20 protein-coding genes and 1 pseudogene are annotated in these 24,511 nt (G+C 72.2%); 14 read left to right on the top strand and 7 right to left on the bottom strand.

Annotated elements, in window-relative coordinates:
* The 3 genes and pseudogenes from ACFE8Y_RS12980 to ACFE8Y_RS12970 all read right to left on the bottom strand — a co-directional run.
* A pseudogene (locus tag ACFE8Y_RS12980) lies at positions 1-216 on the bottom strand (hypothetical protein); the annotation flags it as partial.
* 308 nt (positions 217-524) lie between these two features.
* Entirely contained in the window at positions 525-1,151 is a 627-nt protein-coding gene (locus tag ACFE8Y_RS12975; protein ID WP_375464799.1) for a PilZ domain-containing protein, read from the bottom strand.
* Positions 1,152-1,263: 112 nt separating this feature from the next.
* The gene (locus ACFE8Y_RS12970; RefSeq protein ID WP_375464798.1) at positions 1,264-1,908 is read right to left on the bottom strand and encodes a PAS domain-containing protein; all 645 of its coding nucleotides are present in this window, start codon (positions 1,906-1,908) and stop codon (positions 1,264-1,266) included.
* Positions 1,909-2,319: 411 nt separating this feature from the next.
* Between ACFE8Y_RS12970 and ACFE8Y_RS12965 the strand changes: the two genes are divergently transcribed.
* A complete protein-coding gene (locus ACFE8Y_RS12965; RefSeq protein WP_375464797.1) occupies positions 2,320-3,141 on the top strand; it encodes a rhomboid family intramembrane serine protease in 822 nt (273 codons plus the stop codon).
* Positions 3,142-3,340: 199 nt separating this feature from the next.
* Complete coding sequence (locus ACFE8Y_RS12960; protein ID WP_375464796.1) at positions 3,341-3,772, top strand: CBS domain-containing protein; 432 nt, start codon at positions 3,341-3,343, stop codon at positions 3,770-3,772.
* 33 nt (positions 3,773-3,805) lie between these two features.
* On the opposite strand, the gene ACFE8Y_RS12955 is transcribed toward ACFE8Y_RS12960, so the two are convergent.
* From ACFE8Y_RS12955 to folE, 3 genes are all read right to left on the bottom strand, one after another.
* Positions 3,806-4,810 (bottom strand): patatin-like phospholipase family protein, encoded by a 1,005-nt coding sequence (locus ACFE8Y_RS12955; RefSeq protein WP_375464795.1) that lies wholly within the window; start codon positions 4,808-4,810, stop codon positions 3,806-3,808.
* Entirely contained in the window at positions 4,807-5,220 is a 414-nt protein-coding gene (gene hisI, locus ACFE8Y_RS12950) for a phosphoribosyl-AMP cyclohydrolase (RefSeq protein WP_375464794.1), read from the bottom strand. Before hisI ends, ACFE8Y_RS12955 begins: the two co-directional genes overlap by 4 nt.
* A 508-nt stretch (positions 5,221-5,728) precedes the next feature.
* The gene (folE, locus tag ACFE8Y_RS12945; protein ID WP_375464793.1) at positions 5,729-6,562 is read right to left on the bottom strand and encodes a GTP cyclohydrolase I FolE; all 834 of its coding nucleotides are present in this window, start codon (positions 6,560-6,562) and stop codon (positions 5,729-5,731) included.
* Between the two features lie 231 nt (positions 6,563-6,793).
* Here folE and ACFE8Y_RS12940 point away from each other — a divergent pair, with 231 nt between their 5' ends.
* The 6 genes from ACFE8Y_RS12940 (at position 6,794) to ACFE8Y_RS12915 (ending at position 15,053) form a co-directional block, all read left to right on the top strand.
* Positions 6,794-7,252, top strand: a complete 459-nt coding sequence (locus ACFE8Y_RS12940) for an iron-sulfur cluster assembly scaffold protein (protein ID WP_375464792.1) — start codon at positions 6,794-6,796, stop codon at positions 7,250-7,252.
* A gap of 5 nt (positions 7,253-7,257) precedes the next feature.
* Entirely contained in the window at positions 7,258-7,641 is a 384-nt protein-coding gene (gene yidD / locus ACFE8Y_RS12935) for a membrane protein insertion efficiency factor YidD (protein ID WP_375464791.1), read from the top strand.
* Between the two features lie 228 nt (positions 7,642-7,869).
* Entirely contained in the window at positions 7,870-8,874 is a 1,005-nt protein-coding gene (locus ACFE8Y_RS12930) for an AAA family ATPase (protein WP_375464790.1), read from the top strand.
* Between the two features lie 4 nt (positions 8,875-8,878).
* Positions 8,879-9,793 carry a DUF58 domain-containing protein gene (locus ACFE8Y_RS12925; RefSeq protein ID WP_375464789.1) on the top strand — a complete coding sequence of 305 codons (915 nt, stop codon included), beginning with the start codon at positions 8,879-8,881 and terminating at the stop codon, positions 9,791-9,793.
* 12 nt (positions 9,794-9,805) lie between these two features.
* Complete coding sequence (locus tag ACFE8Y_RS12920; protein ID WP_375464788.1) at positions 9,806-12,625, top strand: DUF4159 domain-containing protein; 2,820 nt, start codon at positions 9,806-9,808, stop codon at positions 12,623-12,625.
* 346 nt (positions 12,626-12,971) lie between these two features.
* Positions 12,972-15,053: a hypothetical protein gene (locus tag ACFE8Y_RS12915; protein ID WP_375464787.1), complete on the top strand. Its 2,082-nt coding sequence runs from the start codon at positions 12,972-12,974 to the stop codon at positions 15,051-15,053.
* 3 nt (positions 15,054-15,056) lie between these two features.
* Here the strand turns inward: ACFE8Y_RS12915 and ACFE8Y_RS12910 are convergent, their stop codons facing one another.
* Positions 15,057-15,956: an alpha/beta fold hydrolase gene (locus ACFE8Y_RS12910; RefSeq protein ID WP_375464786.1), complete on the bottom strand. Its 900-nt coding sequence runs from the start codon at positions 15,954-15,956 to the stop codon at positions 15,057-15,059.
* 167 nt (positions 15,957-16,123) lie between these two features.
* On the opposite strand from ACFE8Y_RS12910, the gene ACFE8Y_RS12905 reads away from it, so the two are divergent.
* The 6 genes from ACFE8Y_RS12905 to ACFE8Y_RS12880 all read left to right on the top strand — a co-directional run bounded on the left by ACFE8Y_RS12905 (position 16,124) and on the right by ACFE8Y_RS12880 (position 23,840).
* Positions 16,124-18,013 carry an extracellular solute-binding protein gene (locus ACFE8Y_RS12905; protein WP_375464785.1) on the top strand — a complete coding sequence of 630 codons (1,890 nt, stop codon included), beginning with the start codon at positions 16,124-16,126 and terminating at the stop codon, positions 18,011-18,013.
* Entirely contained in the window at positions 18,010-19,866 is a 1,857-nt protein-coding gene (locus ACFE8Y_RS12900; protein ID WP_375464784.1) for an extracellular solute-binding protein, read from the top strand. The genes ACFE8Y_RS12905 and ACFE8Y_RS12900 overlap by 4 nt, the downstream gene beginning before the upstream one ends.
* Before the next feature lie 117 nt (positions 19,867-19,983).
* On the top strand, positions 19,984-21,087 hold the full coding sequence (locus ACFE8Y_RS12895) for a microcin C ABC transporter permease YejB (RefSeq protein WP_375464783.1): 1,104 nt from the start codon (positions 19,984-19,986) through the stop codon (positions 21,085-21,087).
* 187 nt (positions 21,088-21,274) lie between these two features.
* The gene (locus tag ACFE8Y_RS12890) at positions 21,275-22,468 is read left to right on the top strand and encodes an MFS transporter (protein WP_375464800.1); all 1,194 of its coding nucleotides are present in this window, start codon (positions 21,275-21,277) and stop codon (positions 22,466-22,468) included.
* Positions 22,469-22,507: 39 nt separating this feature from the next.
* Entirely contained in the window at positions 22,508-23,014 is a 507-nt protein-coding gene (locus ACFE8Y_RS12885; RefSeq protein ID WP_375464782.1) for a GNAT family N-acetyltransferase, read from the top strand.
* Between the two features lie 169 nt (positions 23,015-23,183).
* Positions 23,184-23,840 carry a protein-L-isoaspartate O-methyltransferase gene (locus ACFE8Y_RS12880; RefSeq protein WP_375464781.1) on the top strand — a complete coding sequence of 219 codons (657 nt, stop codon included), beginning with the start codon at positions 23,184-23,186 and terminating at the stop codon, positions 23,838-23,840.
* Positions 23,841-24,511: the final 671 nt, after the last annotated feature.

The raw sequence follows: 24,511 nt of genomic DNA, 5'->3' as shown, positions 1-24,511 counted from the left end.
CTGGCAGAACGCCACCCACGCCGCAATCGGCTTGGCCGGACCACCCGGGATCGCGGCAACGGTCGGGGCAGGCAGCGGGACCAAGTCCTGCCCCGCGGCGCGGTCGGTCTTCGCTGCGGCGAGGAGGGCGAACAGCCCGAAGCCGAGCGCCCTGACGGTCGACCCCCTGCTGCGCCATCCCACGATCATCGCGACATCCTCCATCGACGAGGTCACGATGGTGTCCGAACGCCTGCGCCGCGCTGAAGGCGATGCGCGCAATTTTACGGGTCGGCCCCTCGGATGAGGCCGGCTCGCGACAACCCGAACCGGAGGCTGTGGCGACGGGGCGGATTGTCCGCGTTCGCTTGCGGGTTTGGAAACCGTAACGCGTCGCAGCGCGCGGCGGAGCCCATGCACCCCGGCGAAGCGGATCGAGCGCACCCGGCGTCGCGGCCGGCGCACCCGTCCTTCAAACCGTGAGAGACGAGGCCCGATGGCACGAAGCGCGTGAGCGATGCGCGTCGTCATGGCGACGGCGAAGATCAGAGGGTCATGCCGTCGTGGAAGCGATCGGGGGAGAGCGGCAGCATGAACTGCACGCCGAAGCCGCCGTCGAAGTAGCGCACGAGGCGCCCCGGCGTCCTGCCGACGGTCACCGCAGCACCGATCGGCGGAGTCGCGATGCTGGCGAGCGCGGCGCCCGACAGCGAGATGTCGATGACGCGGGCCTGGATCTCGCGCCCGCTCTCCAGCCGCACCACCACGCCGGGCTGCTTGGGCACGAGGCGTTCGTGCGAGCGTCCTTCGGGCAGGCCGAGCATCTCGCGGTTGGCGAGCCACGTGAGCTGGGAGGCGATCTTGTCGCGCTTGCGCGGCGTCGCCGCGAGCTGGACCGCGAATCCCCCGGGCGGGTGGCGCACGATCACGCCCTCGATCCGGCCGATATGTTCCAGGTAGAGGACCACGCGTTCGCCGACCGCACCGACCACGGCGCAGGTGAGGCGCACGCCGCCAGGAGACATGTCCATGGTCTGGCACGGGTATTCCCGCCGGTCGGCCAGCATGTAGCGGCCGAGCAGGGCGACCGTCACGCGCTGGTGGCGGCGCAGATCGGACGCCTGTGCGAGGCGTAACCTGGGCCGTTCAGCAAGGCCTTCGTCCGTGATCATTCCAGGGATGGCTTGCACGGTTGGAACTCCGACCTCCGGTCTAGCAGGTCGCCCGTTACGAAATCCTTTGCCTTCGCCAGGATCGCCGCACGCCTCCGCTTCTGGGCGGGGATCAGGCGCGACCGCCGCGATGGACCAGGAGGTGACCGCGTCGAACCGGGTCGGCGTCGTTGGCAGGCGAGGGCAGGGGAAGAGTACGGAATACCGGGACATCCTCTGAAGGCCGATCCAGGCCGGGGACGTCCGCGTCGTCCGGCGCCGCGACCGCTCCCGAGAGAACCCGCATCGACGTCGTCTCGAGGCGCATCAGGGGGCGCAGGCCGAGCCAAGCGGGTTGCCGGACCGGACTGAGCGTGCCGAGCGCCCGCGCCTGGGTGCGGCCGCGATGGCGCAGGGGAAGGAGCAGCAGTTCCAGGTCGAGGGCCTCGCCGGCCGCGTTGGTGCCGCGCAGGCCCGCCACCACCCCGACCGCGTCGCCCGCCACGATCTCGACCATCCGCCAGGGTTCGGCGGCGCCGGTGCCCCAGAGCGCCCCGAAGGCCTGCGCCCGCAATTCGCGGCCGAACAGGGCGCAGACCCGGGTCCCCGCGAGCCGCAGGGTGGCGGCGCGGTGGGGAACGTCGAGTTCGAGGATCAGGCTGTCGGCGAGGAGATGACGGATTTCGCCGGGCTCGATCTCGGCGCGCTCCGGCGCGCAGCGCTCACCGCGGACTCGGTCCCAGTACGCGTGGAGCATTCGGCTGGTCGGGTGCTTCATGATGTCCCGCATCGGTGCGCGAAGGCGAGGAATCGGTGCCGACCCGGGACATCCGCACGATCCTGCGGCGATCCCGGCGGCGCTCGGCTCCCCCTGCCGCACAGCGTATGCCCGGGACCAGGGCCAAGCTCGCGTAACCCTTCGTTAAGGTTAAGCACATCGCACCACGCGCCCTGTCAACCGCCGCGGTCGGTGGGGCGACGACGGGCGTCGGGCGTTCCGCGCGGAACCCCGAGACCGGGTTGAGCCTGCGCAGGGCCTTCTCAGGCGCCAAGGCTCGCGAGCATCAGGCGGGCTCTAGCCTTCGCGGGTCCGCCGAGGCCTTCCAGGCCGCTCCCGTGCCGTCCGATCGGATCACGGCGCATCCTGCAGGCCCTTGCCGGACGGGGGCGGGTGCCGACATGTGGCGCGATGGATGCCTCACCCGATTTCCCGCGCCAGAGCCGCGTGCCCGTGTTCAACATGCCGGGCGCCGTCACCGTCTCGATCGGGCTGCTCCTGGCAATTCAGGCGGTGCGCGAGTTCCTGCTGCCCGACACCTGGGACATCCGCCTCGTCCTCGACCTCGCCCTGGTCCCATCCCGCTGGACGACCTGGCTCGATCCGGAGCGCGCGGATGCGGTGATCCGGGCGGCGGGCAGTGCCGGCGAGGCCGACCTCGCCGCGGCGCGCGAGGCTTTCGCCCGCTACGTCGTCACCGAGCACGCAGCCAACCTGTGGGGCTTCGCCACCTACGCCCTGCTGCACGGCTCGTGGCTGCACGTGATCTTCAACAGCGTGTGGCTCGCGGCTTTCGGCTCACCGGTGGCCCGGCGCTGCGGCGCGTGGCGCTACGGCCTGATCGGCCTCGCCGGCACGGTCGCCGGCGGCGCGCTCCACGTGGCGATCGATCCCCTGAGCACCGCGCCGCTGGTCGGCGCCTCGGCCGGGGTCTCGGCGCTGATGGCGGCAGCGGCCCGCTTCGTGTTCCAGCCGCCGGTGTCGGCCTACGGCACCCAGCCCTGGCAGTTGCCGCCGCACCGGCCGGCCGAGACCGTGCCGGAACTGCTGCGCAACCGGACGGCGGTGGCCTTCCTCGCGATCTGGCTCGTGACGAACCTGCTCTTCGGCCTCATCAGCCTGCCGCTCGGGGCCGAGAGCGCGGCGGTGGCCTGGGACGCGCATCTCGGCGGCTTCGTCGTCGGCTTCCTGCTGTTCCCCTTCGTCGATCCGCGGACGCCGCCGGCGCCCTGACACCGAGCCTTGATGCGGGTGTCTCATCAAGGCTTTGCCCTCGCGCGACGGCGGAGCGGCAGCTTGCCATGGCACGGGATTCGCCACACACTCGCCGCACTCAACGGCTCGAGCCGGGACCAACCCGGCCGGCCGCCATCCATCGGCCGGTGCGTCGCGGGCTGACGGCGCGCAGAGCCGCGATCCCGGGAGGACACACATGACCATCGCGCACATCCTGGCCGAGAAGGGCGGGTCCGTCGTCACCACGACCCCAGACCGGACCCTCGACGAGGCGATCCACCTCCTCGCCGAGAAGCGCATCGGCGCCCTGGTGGTGAGCAACCCGGACGGCTCGGTCGCCGGAATCATCTCGGAGCGCGACATCATGCGGGCGCTGGCCGAGCGCGGCGGCGGGGCCTTCGACGCGCCGGTCTCCGCGCACATGACCGCCGACGTCGTCACCTGCGCGCGCGCCACGACGGTCGAGGACGTGATGCAGATGATGACCAAGGGCCGCTTCCGCCACGTCCCGGTCTGCGAGGCGGGACGCCTCGTCGGCCTCATCTCGATCGGCGACGTGGTCAAGAGCCGAATCGCCGCCGTCGAGGCCGAGCACAAGGCGCTGCGCGACTACATCACCATGGCCTGAAGCGCGCCGGCGCACGGAAGGATCAAGCCCGGCTCAGGCCCGCGCGGCGGCACCCGCGATCATCGCCTGGAGACGCGGAAGGATGGTGCGCGTCGCCGCGTGTCCGGCCGCGATGCCCTCGGCTGCCCTGTGGAACTCGAACTGTCCGAGGGCGGACAGGTCAGGCACGATGGCGAAGTCGGGCGGGTCGCGCTCCAGCCGCGCCCGCGCGATCCGGTCCTGGGTGATGTTGAAGGCGTCGAACATGACACGGCCGATGCCGGGCGCTGCGGGCGCGGCGCCGGACCGACCGCGCAGGGCGCGCAGGAGGCCCCAGCCCCGCGCGGCCGCGACGCCGGCTACGGTGTCCTCCACGGCCTCCGGCGCATCCGGCTCGATCACGCCGCCGCGCACGCGGGGATCGCAGGCCAGCGTGACGCAGACCACCACGTCGGCCCCCATCGCGCGGGCGAGCGCGACGGGCACCGGGTTCACCAGCGTCCCGTCCATCAGCAGGCGACCGTCGAGCGACACCGGCGCGAAGATGCCGGGCAGCGCGTAGGAGGCGCGCAGCGCCTCGACCAGCGATCCCCGCGTGAGCCAGACCTCGTGGCCGGTGCCGAGTTCGGTCGCGACGGAGGCGAAGCCGATGGGCAGGTCCTCGATCCGGCGGGTCCCGAGATCGCGGGTCAGCCGCCGCCGAAGCCGGTCGCCGCCGATCAGGCCGGCCCCGGAGAGGCGCGGATCGAGGAGGCCGAGGACGCGGCGGCGCGTGAGCGACAGGGCGAAGTCGGCGAGCGTATCGAGCTTGCCGGCCGCGTAGCAGCCGCCGACCACCGCGCCGATCGAGCAGCCCGCCACCACCGCCGGGTGGATGCCGGCCTCCTCCAGGGCCCGGACGACGCCGATATGCGCCCAGCCCCGCGCCGACCCGCCGCCGAGCGCCAGCCCGATCCGCGGCCCGCGCACGGGGACCGGACGCAGCGGCTCGACCGCGCCGGACTCGATGTGCGGGACGAACGCCGCGTCCTGTCTCAGGGCGGGCGCGCCGCGGGTCATGGGGCGGGACGCAGGACCGCGCGCCCGTCGGTGTCGAGGATGACGCTTCGATAGAAGCAGGCGGGCCGTCCGGTGTGGCAGCACCCGCCGTCGCCGCCGACCGCGACGGTGATCAGCAGGGCGTCCTGATCGCAATCGGTGCGCATCCCGGTGACGCGCTGGACCTGCCCCGAGGTCGCGCCCTTGTGCCAGAGCTCGCCCCGCGAGCGCGACCAGTACCAAGCCTCGCCGGTCTCCAGGGTGCGCCGAAGCGACTCCGCGTTCATGTGGGCGAGCATCAGGACGCGCCCGTCACCGGCATCCACGGCGATGCAGGCGATCAGCCCGTCGCGGTCGAAGCGCGGGGTGAAGGCTAGGCCTTCCTCGACCGCCTCGCGCGAGCCGGGGGGATCGAAGGCGAGGGCGGTCATCGAGGCGAGACTCCTGCCGAGGCCGTCCAGCGCGCATCTTTCCTTCCCCCTCTGCGGGGGAGGGTGGCCCTCGGCTCACGCGAGGGTCGGGAGAGGGGAGCGCCGCATCCGGATAACGCGCTCCCCGCTCCCGACTTGGCTCGCGGGCCACTCCCCCCCGCAGAAGCTACCGGATTCACGTAGCTCGCGACGCGATCGGAGGAAGCGCAGGCCCCCCCTCCCCGCACGCGGGGAGAGGCCCGGCGGCACCCCGTCGTGCAGCCGGGAAGCGGAGGCGAAGCCGAAGCGACGGTGAGGGGTCGTGGCCGGACGAGGCTCGTCCTGAGCCGCCCCCTCACCGTCGGCTGCCGCCTTGGCCCACGACGACGACGGGGTCGTCGCGGCCCTCTCCCCGCAGGCGGGGCGAGGGGATGCGCGGCCACCGACGCGGCAGGCGCCGGGATGTGTGAATGCGATAGCCCGCACAGGGGGGAGGGGAAGGCAACGTGGCGGCCCATCACGAGGCGCCCTACGCCTTGCCGCCGCGCACCAGCGTCAGGAAGCGGACCTGCTCGTTGGCATCGTCCTTGAAGACGCCGCGGAACTGGCTGGTGATGGTCGAGACGCCGGCCTTCTGCACCCCGCGCATGGCCATGCAGAGGTGCTCGGCCTCGACCATCACGGCGACGCCGCGGGGCTTGAGGATGCTCTCGATCACGTCGGCGATCTGCGCGGTCATGGTCTCCTGCGTCTGCAGGCGGCGGGCGAAGGTGTCGACCACGCGGGCGAGCTTCGACAGGCCGACCACGCCCTTGGTCGGGTAGTAGGCGATATGCGCCAGCCCCATGAACGGCACCATGTGGTGCTCGCAGTGGGAGTAGAACGGGATGTCGCGCACCAGCACGATGTCGGTATAGCCCTCGACCTCCTGGAACACCCGCTCCAGTAGGGCGTCGGCATCCTGATCGTAGCCGCCGAAGAGCTGGCCGTAGGCCTTGACCACGCGGGTCGGCGTGTCGAGCAGCCCCTCGCGATTCGGGTCGTCGCCGGCCCAGCGCAGGAGCGTGCGCACGGCGGCCTCGGCCTCCTCGCGGCTCGGGCGCCCGAGGGCGATGCCGTCCGGCACGCGGGTGGCCGAGTCGGGCTTCGGTGCGATCTCCGGCGGCGCTTGAGCCTCGGCGCGGCGCTCGGCGAGGCTCGCGATGACGCGGTCGTTGTCGTTGCGCATCGCGCTCAGGTCCGGTCCGTCTTCGACCGGAGGCTGGGCGACGCCGTAGGACAGGGATTTGAGCGCGGCATCCATGGCATCTCCAGCCCGCGCCACGCGGGCCTTCATCGTGGTGCTGTCCGGCTTGGCGTACATCTTGTCGAACCGTCCGCGGCCCGAGAGAGCTCCGGACCGGCGCGCCCCGGAAGAGATACGGTGTCCGTGGCCGTGGGCGCGACCCTGGTCGACGGGCCGCCTCCTCGCGAAACGGCCTGAGGGCGCCTATATCGTCGTTCTCGCGCCGTCGCGCAATGCGCGGGGCGCGCCGCAGCCGAGCCGGCCCGACCGGGACGCTGGCTGCGCAGGGTTCGACGAAGGAAAGCGCCGATGCTCGACGACATCTATAACCGGCGCATCCTCGAACTCGCCGCCGACATCCCGCGGCTGGGCCGGCTGCCGGCGCCGGACGCAAGCGCGACGGCGCATTCCAAGCTCTGCGGCTCGACCGTGACCGTCGATCTGGTGCTCGCCGACGACGGAACGGTGGCGGACTTCGCCCACGACGTGAAGGCCTGCGCGCTGGGGCAGGCCTCGTCCTCGCTGATGGGCCGGCACGTGATCGGCGCCGCCGCGGACGACCTGCGGACCTTGCGCGAGACCATGCGGGCGATGCTCAAGGCGGGCGGCCCCGCCCCGGAGGGCCGCTGGGCCGAGCTGTCCGTGCTGGTGCCCGTGCGCGACTTCAAGGCCCGGCACGCCTCGACGCTGCTCACCTTCGACGCGGTGGTCGAGGCGCTGGACCGGATCGACGCCAAGAAGGACGCCAAGAAGCAGGCCGCCGCGTAAGCCCCATGCTGCGGCAGGCCGCCCATGTCGCGATCCGCGGCTACCAGCTCACCCTGTCCGGCCTGACCGGCCGCCAGTGCCGGCACTGGCCGAGCTGCTCCGAGTATGCCGACCAGGCGATCGCCCGGCATGGCCCCTGGCCCGGCGCCTGGATGGGGTTTTCGCGGATCTGCCGTTGCGGCCCGTTCGGCACCCACGGGATCGACCTTGTGCCGGAGAGCGTACCGCCGCGGTCGGCTTGGTACCTGCCGTGGCGTTACGCTCAGTGGCGCGGGGTGAACGCGCCTCCGAACCCGTTCGCCTGCGAGGTCGTGGACGGCACCCCCATTTCGTCCCGGACAGGTGGCGCCGAGCGCGAGCCGGCACGGGACATCGCGAAGCGTCCTTAGACGATGGGCGGATTACGCCGAGCTGCCGAGGCGGCTCGTTCCCGCACACGGTGCCGGAGCGCCTTCCGCGCTCCGGGCTTCCGGAACAGCGGCGATCCGTAAAGGCCCCGAGAAACGTGCGGCGACGCCGACCTTGCCAGCCCGATGCGAACGGCCGCACACTCGCTTCTTCGGTCAACGCCACGCTGCGGCCGCCGACGGTCGCAGGACACGGAAAAACCCATCGGCATGAGTCAGGGCCCCTCTCCCGCCACCCCCCTCGACGACGGCATCGTCGCCACCGCCGAAGCCTGCCTCGCCTCCGTCCGCGCGGCGCGCGAGGCGATCCACGGGGTGATCTTCGGGCAGGAGACCGTGGTCGACCTCGCCCTCGTCACGATCCTGGCCGGTGGCCACGGGCTGCTCGTCGGCCTGCCGGGGCTCGCCAAGACCAAGCTCGTCGAGACGCTGGGAACGGTGCTCGGCCTCGACGCTAGGCGCGTGCAGTTCACCCCCGACCTGATGCCGTCCGACATCCTCGGCACCGAGATCCTGGACGAGGATGCCGAGCGCCGCCGCTCGTTCCGCTTCGTCAGAGGGCCGGTCTTCACGCAGTTGCTGATGGCCGACGAGATCAACCGGGCGAGCCCGCGCACGCAATCGGCCCTGCTCCAGGCGATGCAGGAGAACTTCGTCTCGGTGGCGGGCGAGCGCCACGACCTGCCGCGGCCGTTCCACGTGCTCGCCACCCAGAACCCGATCGAGCAGGAGGGCACCTACCCGCTGCCCGAGGCGCAGCTCGATCGCTTTCTCCTGGAGATCGACGTCGGCTATCCCGACCGCGCCGCCGAGCGCCGCATCCTGATCGAGACGACCGGCGTCGCCGAGCAGCGGGCGAAGGCGGTGATGACGACCGAGGCGCTGCTCTCCGCGCAGCGCCTCGTGCGCCGCCTGCCGGTGGGCGAGGCGGTGGTCGACGCGATCCTCGACCTCGTGCGTGCCGCGCGGCCCGAGGGCGGCGACCCGCTGGTCAAGGGCAAGCTGATGTGGGGGCCGGGCCCCCGCGCCAGCCAAGCGCTCACGCTGGCCGCGCGCGCGCGCGCGCTGATCGAGGGCCGGGTCGCGCCCTCCGTCAGTGACGTGAAGGCGCTGGCGGAACCGGTGCTGAAGCACCGCATGGCGCTGAGCTACGCCGCCCGCGCCGACGGCGACACCGTCGAGGGGCTGATCGCCAAGCTCGCGGAGACGCTGTAGCCCGATGGTGGCCACGCGCGCCCTCGAGTCCACCGCGCGCGTCCCGGGCCGGCGCGAGAGCGAGCGCGCGACCGACCTCGGCGCGCGGCTGCCGCGGCTGGTGCTGGAGGCTAGGCGCGTCTCGTCGATGCTGGCCCATGGCCTGCACGGCCGCCGCCGCGCCGGACCCGGCGAGAGCTTCTGGCAGTTCCGCCCCTTCGTGAACGGCGAGGCCGCCGCCCGCATCGACTGGCGCCGCTCGGCCCGCGACGACCGCCTCTACGTGCGCGAGCGCGAGTGGGAGGCGGCCCACAACATCTGGTTCTGGATCGACCGTTCCGCCTCGATGGGGTTCGCCTCCGACCTCGCCCAGGCACCGAAGGTCGAGCGCGCCCTCGTGCTCGGGCTGGCGCTCGCCGATGCCTTCGTCGACGGCGGCGAGCGCACGGGGCTCCTCGGCCTGACGCGCGCGACGGCCTCACGAAAGATCGTGGAGGGGATGGCGCAGGCACTCGTCGCGGACACCGCCGGCCTGACCCAGGACCTGCCGCCCCGCGCCGCGCCCGCTCGCTTCGACGAGGTGATCCTGATCAGCGACTTCCTCACGCCGCTGGACCGAATCGCCGGTTCCGTCCAGGAGATCGCCGGGCGCGGCAGCCGCGGCCACCTCGTGCTGATCGGCGATCCGATCGAGGAGACGTTCCCGTTCGCGGGCCAAGCGGTGCTGCACGACCTCGAATCCGGGTTCAGCCTCGACGTGGGCGACGCCGGTGCCTGGGGCGAGGCCTACCGTGCCCGCATCCAGGCCCACCGCGCGGGCCTTGCCGAGATCGCGCGGGGCCAGGGCTGGACCCTGACCCTGCACCGCACCGACCGGCCGGCGAGCGAGGCGGCGCTGCGCCTCGCGATGCTGGTCGCCGCCGCCCGCGGCACCGGCTGAGGAGGGGACAGGGTGCTCGGATTAACCTTCGCCGCGCCGTTCGCGCTCGCTGCCCTGATCGGGCTCCCGGCCCTGTGGCTGCTGCTGCGGGTGACGCCGCCGCGCCCGCGCCGGATCGACTTCCCGCCGCTGAGGCTCGTGGCCGATCTGCTGCCGCTGCGCCAGACCCCGGCGCGCACCCCGCCCTGGCTGCTGATCCTGCGCCTGCTCGCCGCCGCCGCCCTGATCCTCGCGGTCTCCGGCCCGGTCTGGAACCCGAGCGGGCTCGGGGCCGGCGGCGGGCGCAAGGCCCTGCTGGTGATGATCGACAACGGCGCCACGGCCGCCCACGACTGGCGCGAGCGGATGCGGGTCGCGCTCGACGCGGTGGAGGGCGCCGCCCGGGACGGACGCCCCGTTGCCGTGGTCGGCCTTGCCGATCCGGCAGCCAGCATCGAGGCGCGCACGCCCGCCGCCAGCCTGGAGCGCCTGCGCGCGCTGGCGCCGCGCCCGCACCTTGCCGACCGCGCCGTCCAGGTGCCGATGCTCGCAGCCTTCCTCGACCGCAATCCCGGTTCCGGCCTCGTCTGGATCAGCGACGGCGTCGCCGGCACGGAGGCGGGGACGTTTCCCGAACGCCTCGCCGAGATGGCGGGGGCGTCCGGCGCCGCGCTGACGGTGCTCCGGGCCGACGCACCGCCGGCCCTCGCGCTCGCCGCCACGGAGCGGGTGGGCCGGCTGGTCGCCCGCGTGCTGCGGGCCTCGGCCAACGGGCGCGACGCCGGCCTCGTGCGGGCGCTTGACCAGAAGGGCCTGCCCTTGGCGGAGCGCGACTTCGCCTTCGCCGCCGACGCGACCGAGACGGAGATCACCTTCGACATCCCGGTGGAGCTGCGCAACGGCATCAGCCGCATCGAGATCGCGGGCGAGCGCTCCGCCGGCGCCGTGACGGTGGTGGACGAGCGGGGCAAGCGTCGCCGGGTCGGCCTCGTCTTCGGCGGCACCAGCGACCAAGCCCAGCCGCTGCTCGCCCCGACCTACTACCTGTCCCGCGCCCTTCAGCCCTTCGCCGACGTGCAGGAGGCCCACGGCGCCAGGGGCATCGCCGACTCGATCGGGCAGCTCCTCGACAATCAGGTGAGCGTGCTGGTGCTCGCCGACATCGGCGCCATGGACGAGCGGACCACGGCGCGCGTCCAGAAGTTCGTCGGCGACGGCGGCCTTCTGCTGCGCTTTGCCGGCGCGCGGCTGGCCGCCGGGAACGACCCGCTGGTGCCGGTGCGCCTGCGCCGGGGCGGCCGCACGCTGGGCGGCACCCTGTCCTGGGACAGCCCGAAGACGCTGGCGCCCTTCGCCCCCGAGAGCCCGTTCGCCGGCCTGACCCCGCCGGCCGACATCGGCGTGCGCCGTCAGATCCTGGCCGAGCCCGACGGCGACCTGCCCGGCCGCACCTGGGCCTCGCTGCAGGACGGCACGCCGATCGTCACCGCCGAGCACCGGGGGCAGGGGCTCGTGGTCCTGTTCCACGTCACCGCCGACACCACGTGGTCGAACCTGCCCCTCTCGGGCCTGTTCATCGACATGCTGCGCCGGGTCGTGGCGCTCGCCGGCAGCCGCACCGCGCCGGCCGAGGGCGGTCCGCGGCCGGCTGCGGCCATCCTCGCCCCGCGCCTGACCCTCGACGGATACGGGGCGCTCGGCACGCCGCCGGCCTCGGCCACCGCCGTGCCGGCCGATTACGCCGACCGGGCGAACCCCGAGCATCCCGCCGGCTTCTACGGACCGGCCGACGGCGGCGTCGCGGTCAACGCGCTGCGCGCCGACGACCGCTTGAGCGCCCTCGACCTGACGGCGCTCGCCGGCGCCCGCTCCGGCACCCTGGCCGGCGCCGAGACCCTCGACCTGCGGCCGAGCCTGTTCACCCTGGCGCTCATGCTCCTCGTCCTCGACACGCTCGCGGGTCTCTGGCTCGGCGGTTTCCTGAACCGGCGCGCGGGCGGCTTCGCTGGGCGCCTGCGCGGCCGCCCGGCGGGGCTGGCGCTGGCGGGCCTGCTGCTGGTCTGCCTCGCGCCGCCTCCCGCGCGGGCTCAGGCACCGTCCCACCGGTCAAGCGACATCGAGTCGGCGCTGGTCACGCGGCTCGCCTACATCGTCACGGGCGATGCGGCAGTGGACGAGGCGAGCCGGGCGGGGCTGGCCGGGCTGACCCAGATGCTGGCCTCGCGCACGGCGCTGGAGCCCGGCGAGCCGGCCGGGCTCGATCCGGCCAAGGACGAGCTCGCCTTCTACCCGCTGATCTACTGGCCGATCGCACCGGGCCGGCCGCAGCCGTCGGAGACCACGATCCGGCGCGTCGACGCGTTCATGCGCAACGGCGGCACCGTGCTGTTCGACACCCGCGACGCGCTCACCGCTCGGCCCGGCGGTCCGCCGACGCCGGAGGGTGCGTACCTGCGCAGGATGCTGGCGACCCTCGAGATCCCGGAACTGGAGCCGGTGCCCCTCGACCACGTGCTGACCAAGGCGTTCTACCTCGTCGACAGCTTTCCCGGCCGCTTCGCGACGGGCCAGACCTGGGTCGAGGCGCTGCCGCCCGCGGCCGAGGGCACCGAGCGCCGCCCGGCCCGGGCCGGCGACGGCGTCAGCCCGATCGTCATCACCGGCAACGACCTGGCCGCCGCCTGGGCGGTCGGCCGCCGCGGCGAGGCGCTCTACCCGGTGGTCGGCGGCGACCAGCGCCAGCGCGAGATGGCGTTTCGCGGCGGCGTGAACATCGTGATGTACACCCTGACCGGCAACTACAAGGCCGATCAGGTCCACGTCCCGGCCCTGCTGGAGCGGCTGGGACAGTGAGGTTCGCGATTTTCGATACAGGCGTTTTGAATCACGCCGCCCCCACCACCGTCTCCCGCAGAGACTTACAGAGTCACGCCTCTCACCGCTGCGGTACCGACTGGATCGCGGGAAGCCGCGCGGCGCCCCCTCTCCCATGGGGAGAGGGATGGGGTGAGGGGCGTGACCTCTCCGGAGGGTTCTCATCCCTCACCCTGTCCCTCTCCCGAACGGGAGAGGGGACCCGTGCCTTCCTGAGTTCATGGTCGTGCAAGATTCGCGGGGATCTACAAGTTCGCGGAACTGACGGCGCGGCACCGGTCATCGCCGTCAGACACGAACTCAGGTCGCTCGAAGGCCTCGCCGCATGCTGAGCCTCAGCTTCACCCCTCTGCTGCCCTGGCCGGTGCTCGCGGTGTTCGCGGTGGTGGTGGTCGTGCTCTGCGTGCTCGCTGCCCTGGCGCGCGGACGCACCGCGGCCCTGCGCGCGCTGGCGCTCGGGCTGGTGCTCGCGGCGCTGACGAATCCGGCACTGGTGCGGGAGGACCGCGAGCCGGTCAAGGACATCGCCGCGGTGATCGTCGACCGCTCCGGCTCGCAGGCCCTGGGAGACAGGCCGACCGTAACCGATCAGGTCCGGGCCGAACTCCAGCACCGCTTCGGTGCCTTGGCGACCATCGAGCCGCGCTTCATCGACGTGCCGGACGCCCAGGGCGACGACGGCACCAAGCTGTTCACCGCACTCGGCCAAGCGCTGGCCGACGTGCCGCCGGAGCGGCTTGCCGGCATCGTCATGCTCACCGACGGGGTGGTGCACGACATTCCGGCCTCGATGGCGGCGCTGGGCATCAAGGCGCCGCTCCACGTCCTCGTCACCGGGCACGCCGACGAGCGCGACCGGCAGATCAAGCTGCTGGAGGCGCCGCGCTTCGGCATCGTCGGACGCGACCTCACCATCCGCGCCGAGGTGATGGAGCGCGGCGGCACCGGCTCGGCAGCCGTCACCCTGCGCCGGGACGGCGAGGAGATCGGCCGCCGCACCGTCCCCACCGGGCAGCCCTTCACCCTGCCGATGAAGATCGAGCACGGCGGCCCGAACGTCGTCGAGATCGAGGTCGAGGCGCTGCCCGGCGAGCTGACCACGGTCAACAACCGCGCGGTCCTGCCCATCGAGGGAATTCGCGAGAAACTGCGGGTGCTGCTGGTCTCGGGCGAGCCCCACCAGGGCGAGCGCACGTGGCGCAACCTGCTGAAATCCGACGCCAACGTCGATCTGGTGCACTTCACCATCCTGCGCCCGCCGGAGAAGCAGGACGGCACGCCGATCTCGGAGCTGTCGCTGATCGCCTTCCCGACGCGGGAGCTGTTCGTTCAGAAGATCAAGGACTTCGACCTGATCATCTTCGACCGCTACGCCAACCAGAGCGTGCTGCCGTCGGCCTACTTCGACAACATCGTCCGCTACGTCCGCGAGGGCGGGGCGCTGCTCATCGCGGCGGGTCCGGAATTCGCCGGGCCGGCGAGCCTCGCCCGCACGCGGCTGTCCGGCATCCTGCCCGGCGATCCGAACGGCCGGGTGGTCGAGCAGCCCTACAAGGCGACCCCGACGGCGACCGGCAAGCGCCATCCGGTGACGCGGGCGCTGCCCGGGAGCGAGGCGAGCCCGCCGGCCTGGGGCGACTGGCTGCGCATCGTCTCGGCGCAGACGCGGGCCGGCAACCAGCCGATCCTGTCGGGTGCCGACAACCTGCCGCTGCTCGCCCTGTCGCGCGAGGAGAAGGGCCGCGTCGCGCTGCTGCTCTCCGACCACGCGTGGCTCTGGGCGCGGGGCTACCAGGACGGCGGGCCGTACCTCGACCTGCTGCGGCGGCTTGCCCACTGGCTGATGAAGGAGCCGGCACTGGAGGAGGAGGCGCTTCGCGCGCAGATGACCGGCCACGGCCGCGAAGTCCGCGTCGAGCGCCAGACCATGGCGGAGACCGCCGAGCCCGCGACCGTGTCGAGCCCCACGGGCAAGCAGAGCGCGCTGACGCTCGCGCCGTCCGAGCCCGGCCTGTTCACCGCGACCTTCGCGGCGACGGAGTTGGGGCTGCACACGCTGCGCTCGGGCAACCTCGTCGCCTTCGTCAGCGTCGGGCCGCCGAACCCGCGCGAACTCGCCGACGTGTTCAGCGACACCGAGCGCCTGAAGCCCGCGGCCGATGCCTCCGGCGGCTCGATCCGGCGCGTCGCGGACGCGTCGGGCGGCATCCAGGTGCCGCGTCTCCAGTCCACCCGCGGCGGACGCCTCGCGGGCGCCGACTGGATCGGCTTCCGCCCGAGCGACAGCGCCAACATCCGCGGCGTCGAGGTCTATCCCCTTGCGCTGGGCCTGGCCGCGCTCGCGGCGCTCGCCGCCGCCGTGCTGGCGATGTGGCTGGTCGAGGGGCGGCGCGGGCGGGCGGCGTGACGCTCACGCCCCGCGCGGAGGCGCGAAGCACCGCGCGATCTCGGCCGCCGCCCGATCGGGCGCCTCGCGATGCGGGAAGTGCGCGACGCCCGGAAACGGTGCGAGGTCGAGGTTAGAAAAATACTCCGGCAGCCGGTCGGTCCAGGCGTAGGGGAACAGCGGCGAGGCATCGCCCCAGCGGATGCAGGTGGGCACCGCGATCGGCGACGGGGCCGGCGCCTGCCCGCGCATCATCGCGATCCGCGCCTCGTTCTGGCTCAGGTACCAGTCGAACCCGCCCTGGAGGTTGCCGGGGCGGAGGAAGTTGTCGACGAAGGCCTCCAGCACGTCGTCGAAGGCGTGCGGGTTCGGGCCGGACCAGTGCCGCAGGATCGCGCCGACGTAGATCCGGCACGCCTCGCGCGACGAGCCGACGAGGTCGGCGGCATACGGCATCAGGTGGAACGACTGGTACCAGATCTCGCGCAAGTGTCCCGGCTCGGCGAGCCGCGGGCCGATGCCGGGATAAGGGCAGTCGAAGAAGAACAGCCCGCCGAGGCGCGTCGGTGCCCTGCGCGCCATGCCCTGCGCGACGTAGGCGCCGACATCGTGCGACACTACGCCGATTCGGCCGAGATCGAGCGCGTCGAGCAGACCGAGCATGTCCTCGGTATGGACCTCGGCACCGACCCGCGCGTTCGGCCCGGCATCCGGCTTCCCCGTCGCGCCGAAGCCGCGCAGGTCCGGGGCGATGCAGGTGAAGCGGTCCGACAGGCGCCGCATCACCGGCTCCCAGGTGAGCCAGAATTCCGGCCAGCCGTGGAGCAGCAGCAGCGGCGGCCCGCTGCCGAGCCGGGCGACGTGGATGTCGAGGCCGTTCACCGGGACGCTGTCGTGCCGGATGGTCTGGTCGCTCGAAATCATGGCCCGCTCCTGCCTCGGCGGCTCAACGCCCGGCGACCGGAGCCGCGTTCCGCGCAAAGCCTGCGCGAGCGCGCCGGGTTGGCGCCCGGACCCGGTCGTCCTAAGCAGGCGGGGAACGGCCCCGCACGGGGCCGAGCCTCGACCGGCCAACCGGAGCCCGCCCCCTCGTGACAGCGCATCCCGTGATCGGACGCCTCCTCGCAACAGCCCTGATGCTTGCCGGCCTCGCAGGCCCCGCGGGCGCGCAGTCGGAGCCGGCCCCGCCCGCGGCCGGGGCGGGCTGGGTCCACGCCGTGACGCTGATGGGCGAGCCGAAGTACGGCCCCGACTTCAGGCACTTCGACTACGCCAACCCCGACGCGCCGAAGGGCGGCCTCGTGCGCCTCGGGACGCAGGGCGGGTTCGACAACTTCAACGTCGTCGTCTCGGGCCTGAAGGGCGACCTCGAGGGCGGCGTGGCGCTCCTCTACGACACGCTCACCACCGAGTCGCTCGATGAGCCCTTCACCTCCTACGGCCTGCTGGCCGAGGCGCTGCGCGTCGCCCCGGACCTCGGCTCGGTGACCTACCGCCTGCGCGAGTCCGCGAAGTGGCACGACGGCGTGCCGGTGACGCCGGAGGACGTGGTCTGGTCGTTCGAGACGCTGAAGGCCAACAGCCCGTTCTACGCCGCCTACTACCAGACCGTGGCGAAGGCCGAGGCGACGGGCCCCCGCGAGGTGACGTTCACCTTCTCCGAGACCGGCAACCGCGAACTGCCGCAGGTGATCGGCCAGATCCGTGTGCTCCCGAAGCACTGGTGGACGGGCAAGGACGCGCAGGGGCGCCCCCGCAACGTCACCGAGACGACGCTGGAGCCGCCGCTCGGCTCCGGCCCCTACAGGCTCGAAAAGTTCGAGCCCGGCCGCACCGCGACCTACACCCGTGTCGCCGACTACTGGGGGCGGGATCTGCCGGTGAATGCCGGGCGCAACAACTTCGGCACCCAGCGCTACGAGTATTTTCGCGACGGCACCGTGCTGGTCGAGGCGCTGAAGGGCGACCTCTACGATTTCCGCGTCGAGAACATCGCCCGCAACTGGGCGACCGCCTACGACGACTTCCCCGCCGTCAAGGACGGGCGCCTGATCAAGGAAGCCTTCCCCGACCGCGGCAACGGCACCATGCAGGCGTTCGTGTTCAACGCGCGCCGGGACAAGTTCCGCGACCCGCGGGTGCGGCGCGCCTTCAACCTCGCGATGAACTTCGAGGAGATGAACCGGGCGCTGTTCTACGGCCTGTACAAGCGCATCGACTCGTACTTCTACGGCTCGGAGCTCGCCTCCTCCGGCCTGCCGGAGGGAGCGGAGCGGGCGCTGCTCGACGCCGTGAAGGACAAGGTCCCGGCCTCCGTCTTCACCACGCCGTACCGGAACCCCGTCAGCGACACGCCCGACGCCGTGCGGGCGAATCTCCGCGAGGCCGTGCGGCTGCTGCGCGAGGCCGGCTACGAGCAGCGCGAGGGCCGGATGGTGAACAAGGCGACGGGCGAGCCGCTCACCGTCGAGTTCCTGGAGTTCCAGAACACCTTCGAGCGGGTGATCCTGCCGTTCTCCGCCCAGCTCAAGCTGATCGGCATCGGGACCTCGCTGCGGGTGATCGATCAGGCGCAGTACCAGAACCGGATGCGCGGCTTCGACTTCGACATCACCACCGGGTCCTGGCCGGAATCGCTCTCGCCCGGCAACGAGCAGCGCGAGTACTGGGGCTCGGCCGCGGCCGACAAGCCCGGCGCGCGCAACCTCATCGGCATCAAGGACGCCGGCATCGACGCGCTGATCGAGCGGGTGATCTTCGCGACCGACCGCCCCGGCGTGCTCGCCGCGACCCATGCGCTGGACCGGGTGCTCCTCGCCCACGACTACGTCGTGCCGCAATGGGCCTCGAACGTCTCGCGGACGCTGCGCTGGAACCGGTTCAGTCATCCCGCCGTCCTGCCGCAGTACGGCAGTTCCGGCTTCCCGACGACGTGGTGGTACGACGAGGCCGCGGCCGCCAGGACCGGGGCGCCGCGTTGAGCCGTCTCTCGCGCCGCACGCTGGTCCTCGGCGCCGGGGCGCTTGCGGCGGGCACGGGCCTGCCGCGGCGCGCGTTCGCCGAGGCGACGGCCGTGCACGGCCTGTCGAGCTTCGGCGAGTTGAAGTACCCGAAGGACTTCGGACACTTCGACTACGTGAACCCGATGGCGCCCAAGGGCGGCCGGTTCGCGTCGCAGTTGAGCCAGACCTTCGGCAACCAAGCGTCCGACACCTTCAACACCCTCAACCCCTACGTGCTGCAGGGCGACGGCGCCGCGGGGATGAACCTCACCTTCGACAGCCTGATGGTGCGGGCGCTCGACGAGCCGGACACGATCTACGGCCTGCTGGCGCGCGCCGTCGAAGTCTCGCCCGACGGGCTGACCTACGCCTTCGCCTTGCGCCCGCAGGCCCGCTTCCACGACGGCTCGCGGCTGACCGCCCGGGACATCGCCTTCAGCCTCAAGCTGCTGCGGGAGAAGGGCCACCCGGAGATCGCGGAGGTGATCCGCGACATGACCGGCGCCGTGGCCGAGGGCGACGAGACCGTCGTCGTCACCTTCGCGGCGGGCCGCGCCCGCGACCTGCCGCTGACGGTCGCGCAACTGCCGGTCTTTTCCGCGGCCTACTACGAGAAGCGCGACTTCTCCGCCTCCAGCCTGGAGCCGCCGCTCGGGTCCGGCCCGTACCGGGTCGGCCGCGTCGATGTCGGGCGCTTCATCGAGTTCGAACGGGTCGGCGATTACTGGGGTGCGGACCTGCCCGTGATGGTCGGGCAGAACAACTTCGACGCGATCCGCTACGAGTATTTTCGCGATCGCAACGTCGCCTTTGAGGCGTTCAAGGGCGGCGCCTTCACGTTTCGCGAGGAGTTCACCGCGCGGGTCTGGGCGACGGGCTACGACTTCCCGGCCGCCGCCGAGGGGCGGGTGGTGCGCGCGACCGTGCCGGACGCGCGGCCGTCGGGCACGCAGGGCTGGTGGATCAACACGCGCCTCGAAAAATTCCGCGATCCGCGGGTGCGCGGGGCGATCGGCCTGTGCTTCGACTTCGCGTGGACGAACAAGAACATCATGTTCGGCGCCTACATGCGCACGGCCTCGTTCTTCGAGAACTCGGTCCTGAAGGCGACCGGCACGCCGTCGCCGGAGGAACTCGCGCTCCTGGAGCCACTTCGAAAAGACCTGCCGGCCGAGGTGTTCGGCGAGGCGTGGACGCCCGCCGTCTCGGACGGCTCGGGGCAGGACCGCGCGCTCCTCAAGCGCGCCGACGCGCTGCTGCGCGAGGCCGGCTGCATCCGCGACGGCGGCACCCTGCGGCTGCCCGGCGGCAAGCCCCTGGAGATCGAGTTCCTCGATTCGAGCCCGGCGCTGGAGCCGCACACCCACCCGTTCATTCGCAACCTCGGCCTGCTCGGGATCAAGGGCACGATCCGCACGGTCGACGCCTCGCAGTACCAGTCGCGGCTCAAGGACTTCGACTTCGACATGACCTCGCGGCGCTACGCCAGCGGCATGACGCCGGGGGCGGAGCTGCGCGAGACCTACGGCTCGCGCTCGGCCGGAACGTCAGGCTCGAACAACCTGTCGGGGATCGCGAGCCCGGCGATCGACGCGCTGCTGACGGCGATCAGTGACGCGAAGTCTCGTGCCGACCTGACAACGGCGTGCCGCGCCCTCGACCGGGTGCTGCGGGCCGGGCGCTACTGGGTGCCGATGTGGTATGCCGGCACGCACCGGCTCGCCCTGTGGGACGTCTACGGCCACCCGGCCAACGGCCCGCGCTACGATCTCGGCGCGCCGGGGATCTGGTGGTTCGACGCCGACAGGGCGCGGCGCATCGGCCGGAACTGACCCGAAACGCTTTCGCGAGAAAGCGCTGAGGCAAGCGCGACCGCGCGCCGCCGCCGGTGCGGCGGACAGCCGATGGCCCGAGCTTCGGGACATCGGCGACACGATAAGGAGTCTTCCTTGCTCGGCTACATCCTGCGCCGCATCGGCCTGATGATCCCGACCCTGTTCGGGATCATGCTGATCACCTTCACCATCGTGCAGTTCGCCCCGGGCGGCCCGGTGGAGCGGGTGCTGGCGCAGATGCAGGGGCAGGGCGACGGCACCCTCTCGCGGGTGACCGGCGGAACCGGGGACCTCGGCGGGGGCGGGCGCCCGGCGGCCGGCGGCGAGGCGAGCTCGCGCTATCGCGGGGCGCAAGGGCTGAGCCCGGACTTCATCGCCAAGCTGGAGAAGCAGTACGGCTTCGACAGGCCCGCGCCCGAGCGCTTCGCCAAGATGCTGTGGGACTACCTCCGCTTCGATTTCGGCCGCAGCTATTTTCGCGACGTCACCGTCATCGACCTGATCCGCGAACGGCTGCCGGTCTCGATCTCGCTCGGCCTGTGGATGACGCTCCTGTCCTACGCGATCTCGATCCCGCTCGGCATCCGCAAGGCGGTGTCGGACGGGGCGCGGTTCGACCGCTGGACCTCGTTCGTCGTCATCATCGGCTACTCGGTGCCGGGGTTCATGTTCGGCCTGATGCTCATCATCCTGTTCTCGGGCGGCTCGTTCTTCCAGTGGTTCCCCTTGCGCGGCCTGACGAGCGAGGGCTGGGAGACCTTCTCTGCTTGGCGCAAGGTCACCGACTACGCGTGGCACATGGTGCTGCCGCTCACCGCGCTGGTCATCGGGGCGTTTGCCACCGCGACGCTGCTCACCAAGAACTCGTTCCTCGACGAGATCCGGAAGGCCTACGTGCTCACCGCACGGATGAAGGGCCTGCCGGAATCCCGCGTCCTCTACGGTCACGTCTTCCGCAACGCGATGCTGATTGTCATCGCGGGCTTTCCCGGCGCGTTCATCTCGGCCTTCTTCACCGGCTCGCTGCTGATCGAGACGATCTTCTCGCTGGACGGCCTCGGCGAACTCTCGTTCCGCGCCATCGTCGGGCGCGACTATCCGGTGGTGTTTGCCACCCTGTACATCTTCTCGCTGCTGGGCCTCGCGGTGAACCTCCTGTCCGACCTGATCTACGTCTGGATCGACCCGCGCATCGATTTTTCCGCCCGGGCGACGTGAGCGGCGCCGTAATCGATGCACTCCGGCATACGGCCGGGTTGCATTCCCGCCGAGGTTCGCAGACCAAGCTTTCCCTACCGTCTGCAGGGGACGTCCGCTCTGGGGCTGAGCGTCCCAACCCGGCCCAACGTCATCGGAAGCGACCGTCCACACGATGCAGACCAGCCTTGCGCAAGGCCCCGACCGCATGAGTCCCGAGACCCTGTCCCGCCGCACCCTGCGCTTCGTCAACGTCGCGCACGCCCTCGACCATTACGTGCTGCTGATCTACCCGACCGCGGTGATCGCCATCGCCGCGCAGACGGGTCTGGGCTACGGCGAGCTCATCGGGCTCGCCACCGGCGCCTTCGTCGCCTTCGGCCTGTGCTCGCTGCCCATGGGGTGGCTCGCCGACCGGTTCGGGCGGCGCACCATGCTGAGCCTGTTCTTCCTCGGCTACGGCCTGTCGTGCCTCGGCGTGGCGAGCGCGGCGAGCCCGGCAGCCTTCGCCGCGTGGCTGTGCGTGCTGGGCCTCGCCTCGGCGATCTATCATCCGGTCGGATCGACCATGCTGGTCACGCACGCGCGCCGCCTCGGGCGCGACCTCGGCGTGAACGGGGTGTGGGGCAACCTCGGCGCGGCGTCGGCCTCCGGCGTGACGGCGCTGCTCGCGGCAAACTTCGGCTGGCGGGCGGCCTTCGTCGTGCCGGGCCTCGTCTGCCTCGCCTGCGGGCTCGCGTTCCTCGCCCTCGTGCCCGGCGACGGGGAGGGGGCCGCGCGGAAGGGCGGTGCTGGTGCCGTCATCCCGGTCTCGCGCCCCCTCGCCCTGCTGGCCGTGTTCGGCGTCGCGATCGTGGCCGGCGGCATGACCTTCAACACCACCACCATCGTCCTGCCCAAGGTCATCGACGAGGGGGTCGGGCGGGGCCTGCCGCTCGCGCTGACCGGCTCGATCGCGACCGCGGTGTTCGTCTTCGGCGCGCTGACGCAGTTGCTGATGGGCCGCCTCGTCGACCGCTACAGCCTGTCGACCCTGTTCCTCGGCCTCTCCGTGCTCCAGCCCCTCGGGCTCGCCCTCGCGGCGGCGACGTCCGGTCTCCCGCTCCTGATCGGCCTCGTGCTGGCGATGGCCGCCATCTACGGGCAGGTCGTCGTCAACGACGCCATGGTCGCCCGCTACGTTCCGGCCGAGCACCGGGCCAGGGCCTACAGCGTGCGCTACTTCGTCGGCTTCACGGCCAGCGGCTTCGTGGTGCCCCTGATCGCAATCCTGCACGATCGCGGCGGCTTCGCCCTGGTTCTCGGGATGGCCGCCGCGTTCGGGGCCGTGATCTGGGCCTGCGCCCTCGGCTTCCATCGCCTCGTGCGGGGCGACGGCGCGCGCCTCGCCCCGGCGGCGTAGCGGCTGCGGCGCAGGGCAAATCCTGCTACGGGATCGCCCGTGCCAGCCCTCTCCCTCGTCATCCGGCCCGAACACCCCGACGATGCGGCCGCGATCGAGCGGCTGCACGCCCGCGCCTTCGGCCCGGGCCGCTACGCGCGCACGGCCTTCCGCCTGCGGGAGGGCGCCGGCCATCGGGCCGACCTCAGCGTCACGGCCTCCGTCGGCAGCTTCCTGGCGGGCTCCGTGCGGATGGCGCCGGTGCACGCCGGCGGCGCGGCGTTCCTGGCGCTCGGCCCGCTCGCCGTCGACCCGAGCTTCTCCGGGCGCGGGATCGGCACCGCCCTGATGCGCGCGAGCCTTGCTGCCGCGGAAGGCGCGGGGGAGGGACTGGTGATCCTCGTCGGCGACGCGCCGTTCTACGCCCGCTTCGGCTTCACCCCCGTGCCGCCCGGGCACCTGACCCTGCCGGGACCGGTCGACCCGGCCCGGTTCCTGCGGCTCGAACTCGCGGCGGGCTTCCTCGCGCAGGTCCACGGCGTGGTGGCCGCGATCCGGCCCGCGTGACCGCGCGATCACCGCGCCGTCGGTGCCGATGGCCGGCGTCGGGCCCTGGCCGTGCAACCTTGCCTTTTGACACCCGATCCCCGACAAACCCGCTGTCCCGGAAGCCCAAGCTTGGCCCCTGCCGAGCGCTCGGGGTTTCGAGACGAACCGCGTCGGGGAACACGATTCCATGCTCGATTACGCGCAGGCACGGCGCCTGATGGTCGACTGCCAGTTGCGGACCTTCGACGTGAACGATGTCGCGGTGCTCGATGCCTTCGACGCGGTGCCGCGCGAGCGCTTCGTGCCCCCCGGTTCGGAGCCCTTCGCCTACATCGACCGGACCCTGCCGCTCGGGGGCCGGGACGACGACGTGCGCTACCTCCCCGCCTCCATGCTGCTCGCCCGCATGATTCAGGCCCTGAAGATCGGCAGCGGCGTGCGGGTGCTCGATGTCGGCACCGGCTACGGCTACGCCGCCGCCCTGATGGCGCGCCTCGGCGGCCGCGTGACGGCGCTGGAGGCGGTTCCGGCGCTGGCGGACGCTGCCCGCGCGCGGGTCGACGGCGCGCGGGTCGACGTGATCGAGGGGCCGCTGATCGCCGGTGCCCCGGGAGCGGGTCCCTTCGATGCGATCCTGGTCAACGGCCGCGTCGAGGTCCGGCCGCAGGCGCTGCTCGACCAGTTGAAGGACGCGGGCCGGCTCGCCTGCGTTTTCGGCCGCGACCGTGCCGCCAAGGCGACGCTGTTCGTGCGGGCGGGCGACGCCTTCGGCGCGCGCCCGCTCTTCGACGCATCGCTGCCGGCCTTGTCGGAGTTCCGGGAAGAGGCCGGCTTCGCGTTCTAGAGCGCTCTCCGACGAAGCGGACGCCGGTTCGTCGTCAGAGAGCGCGACACAACAGGAACTTGGAGCACGTTCCACGCTCTTCGGATCACGAAGCAGGCTCCGTCTCCTCGCGGGGCCGCACGGCCCCCATGCGAGCCGGTGTCCACCCCGCCGGGACACGCCCCCCGTCGCTTGGCGGGCGCTCGCCCCGACCCGACCACGGGTGATCGCGCCCTCGCGGTGCACGGCGGTGAGAGACCGGACCGGAGAGACGAGGAGCCTCCCTGCGCAGCCGACGACGGACGCCACCGAAACGTCGCCGAGCGCGCGAACGGACCGGCTCTGAGCCTGTCGCTTTTATGCGGCACGTCCCCGGGATTCGCGGCGACGGCCGGGGCGCGTGCTGGGCCAGGAGATTAATTTGGGGTTAAGGTCACGCCAGGGCGGGCTTGACCGGGCCGGCGCGCAACATCGCGCCATGGCCGCCGCAGGGCGGACATCCGGGTCTTCGAGAAACCGCAAGGGCTGATCGACGTGACAGAACCCACACCTGCGACGCGCACCGCGTTCCGGCTGGCCGGCCTCGTGGCCGCCGCCGGACTGGCGGCCGCGAGTCCGGCCGCGTCGGAGACGCTGGAATCCGCGCTCGCCAAGGCCTACGGCGGCAACCCGCAGCTCAACGCGAGCCGGGC

Source organism: uncultured Methylobacterium sp. (assembly GCF_964242245.1).
In the GTDB taxonomy this organism is placed as follows: Bacteria; Pseudomonadota; Alphaproteobacteria; order Rhizobiales; family Beijerinckiaceae; genus Methylobacterium.
The sequence above is the reverse complement of the archived record's forward strand: the minus strand, read 5'-3'. Positions and strand labels throughout refer to the sequence as shown.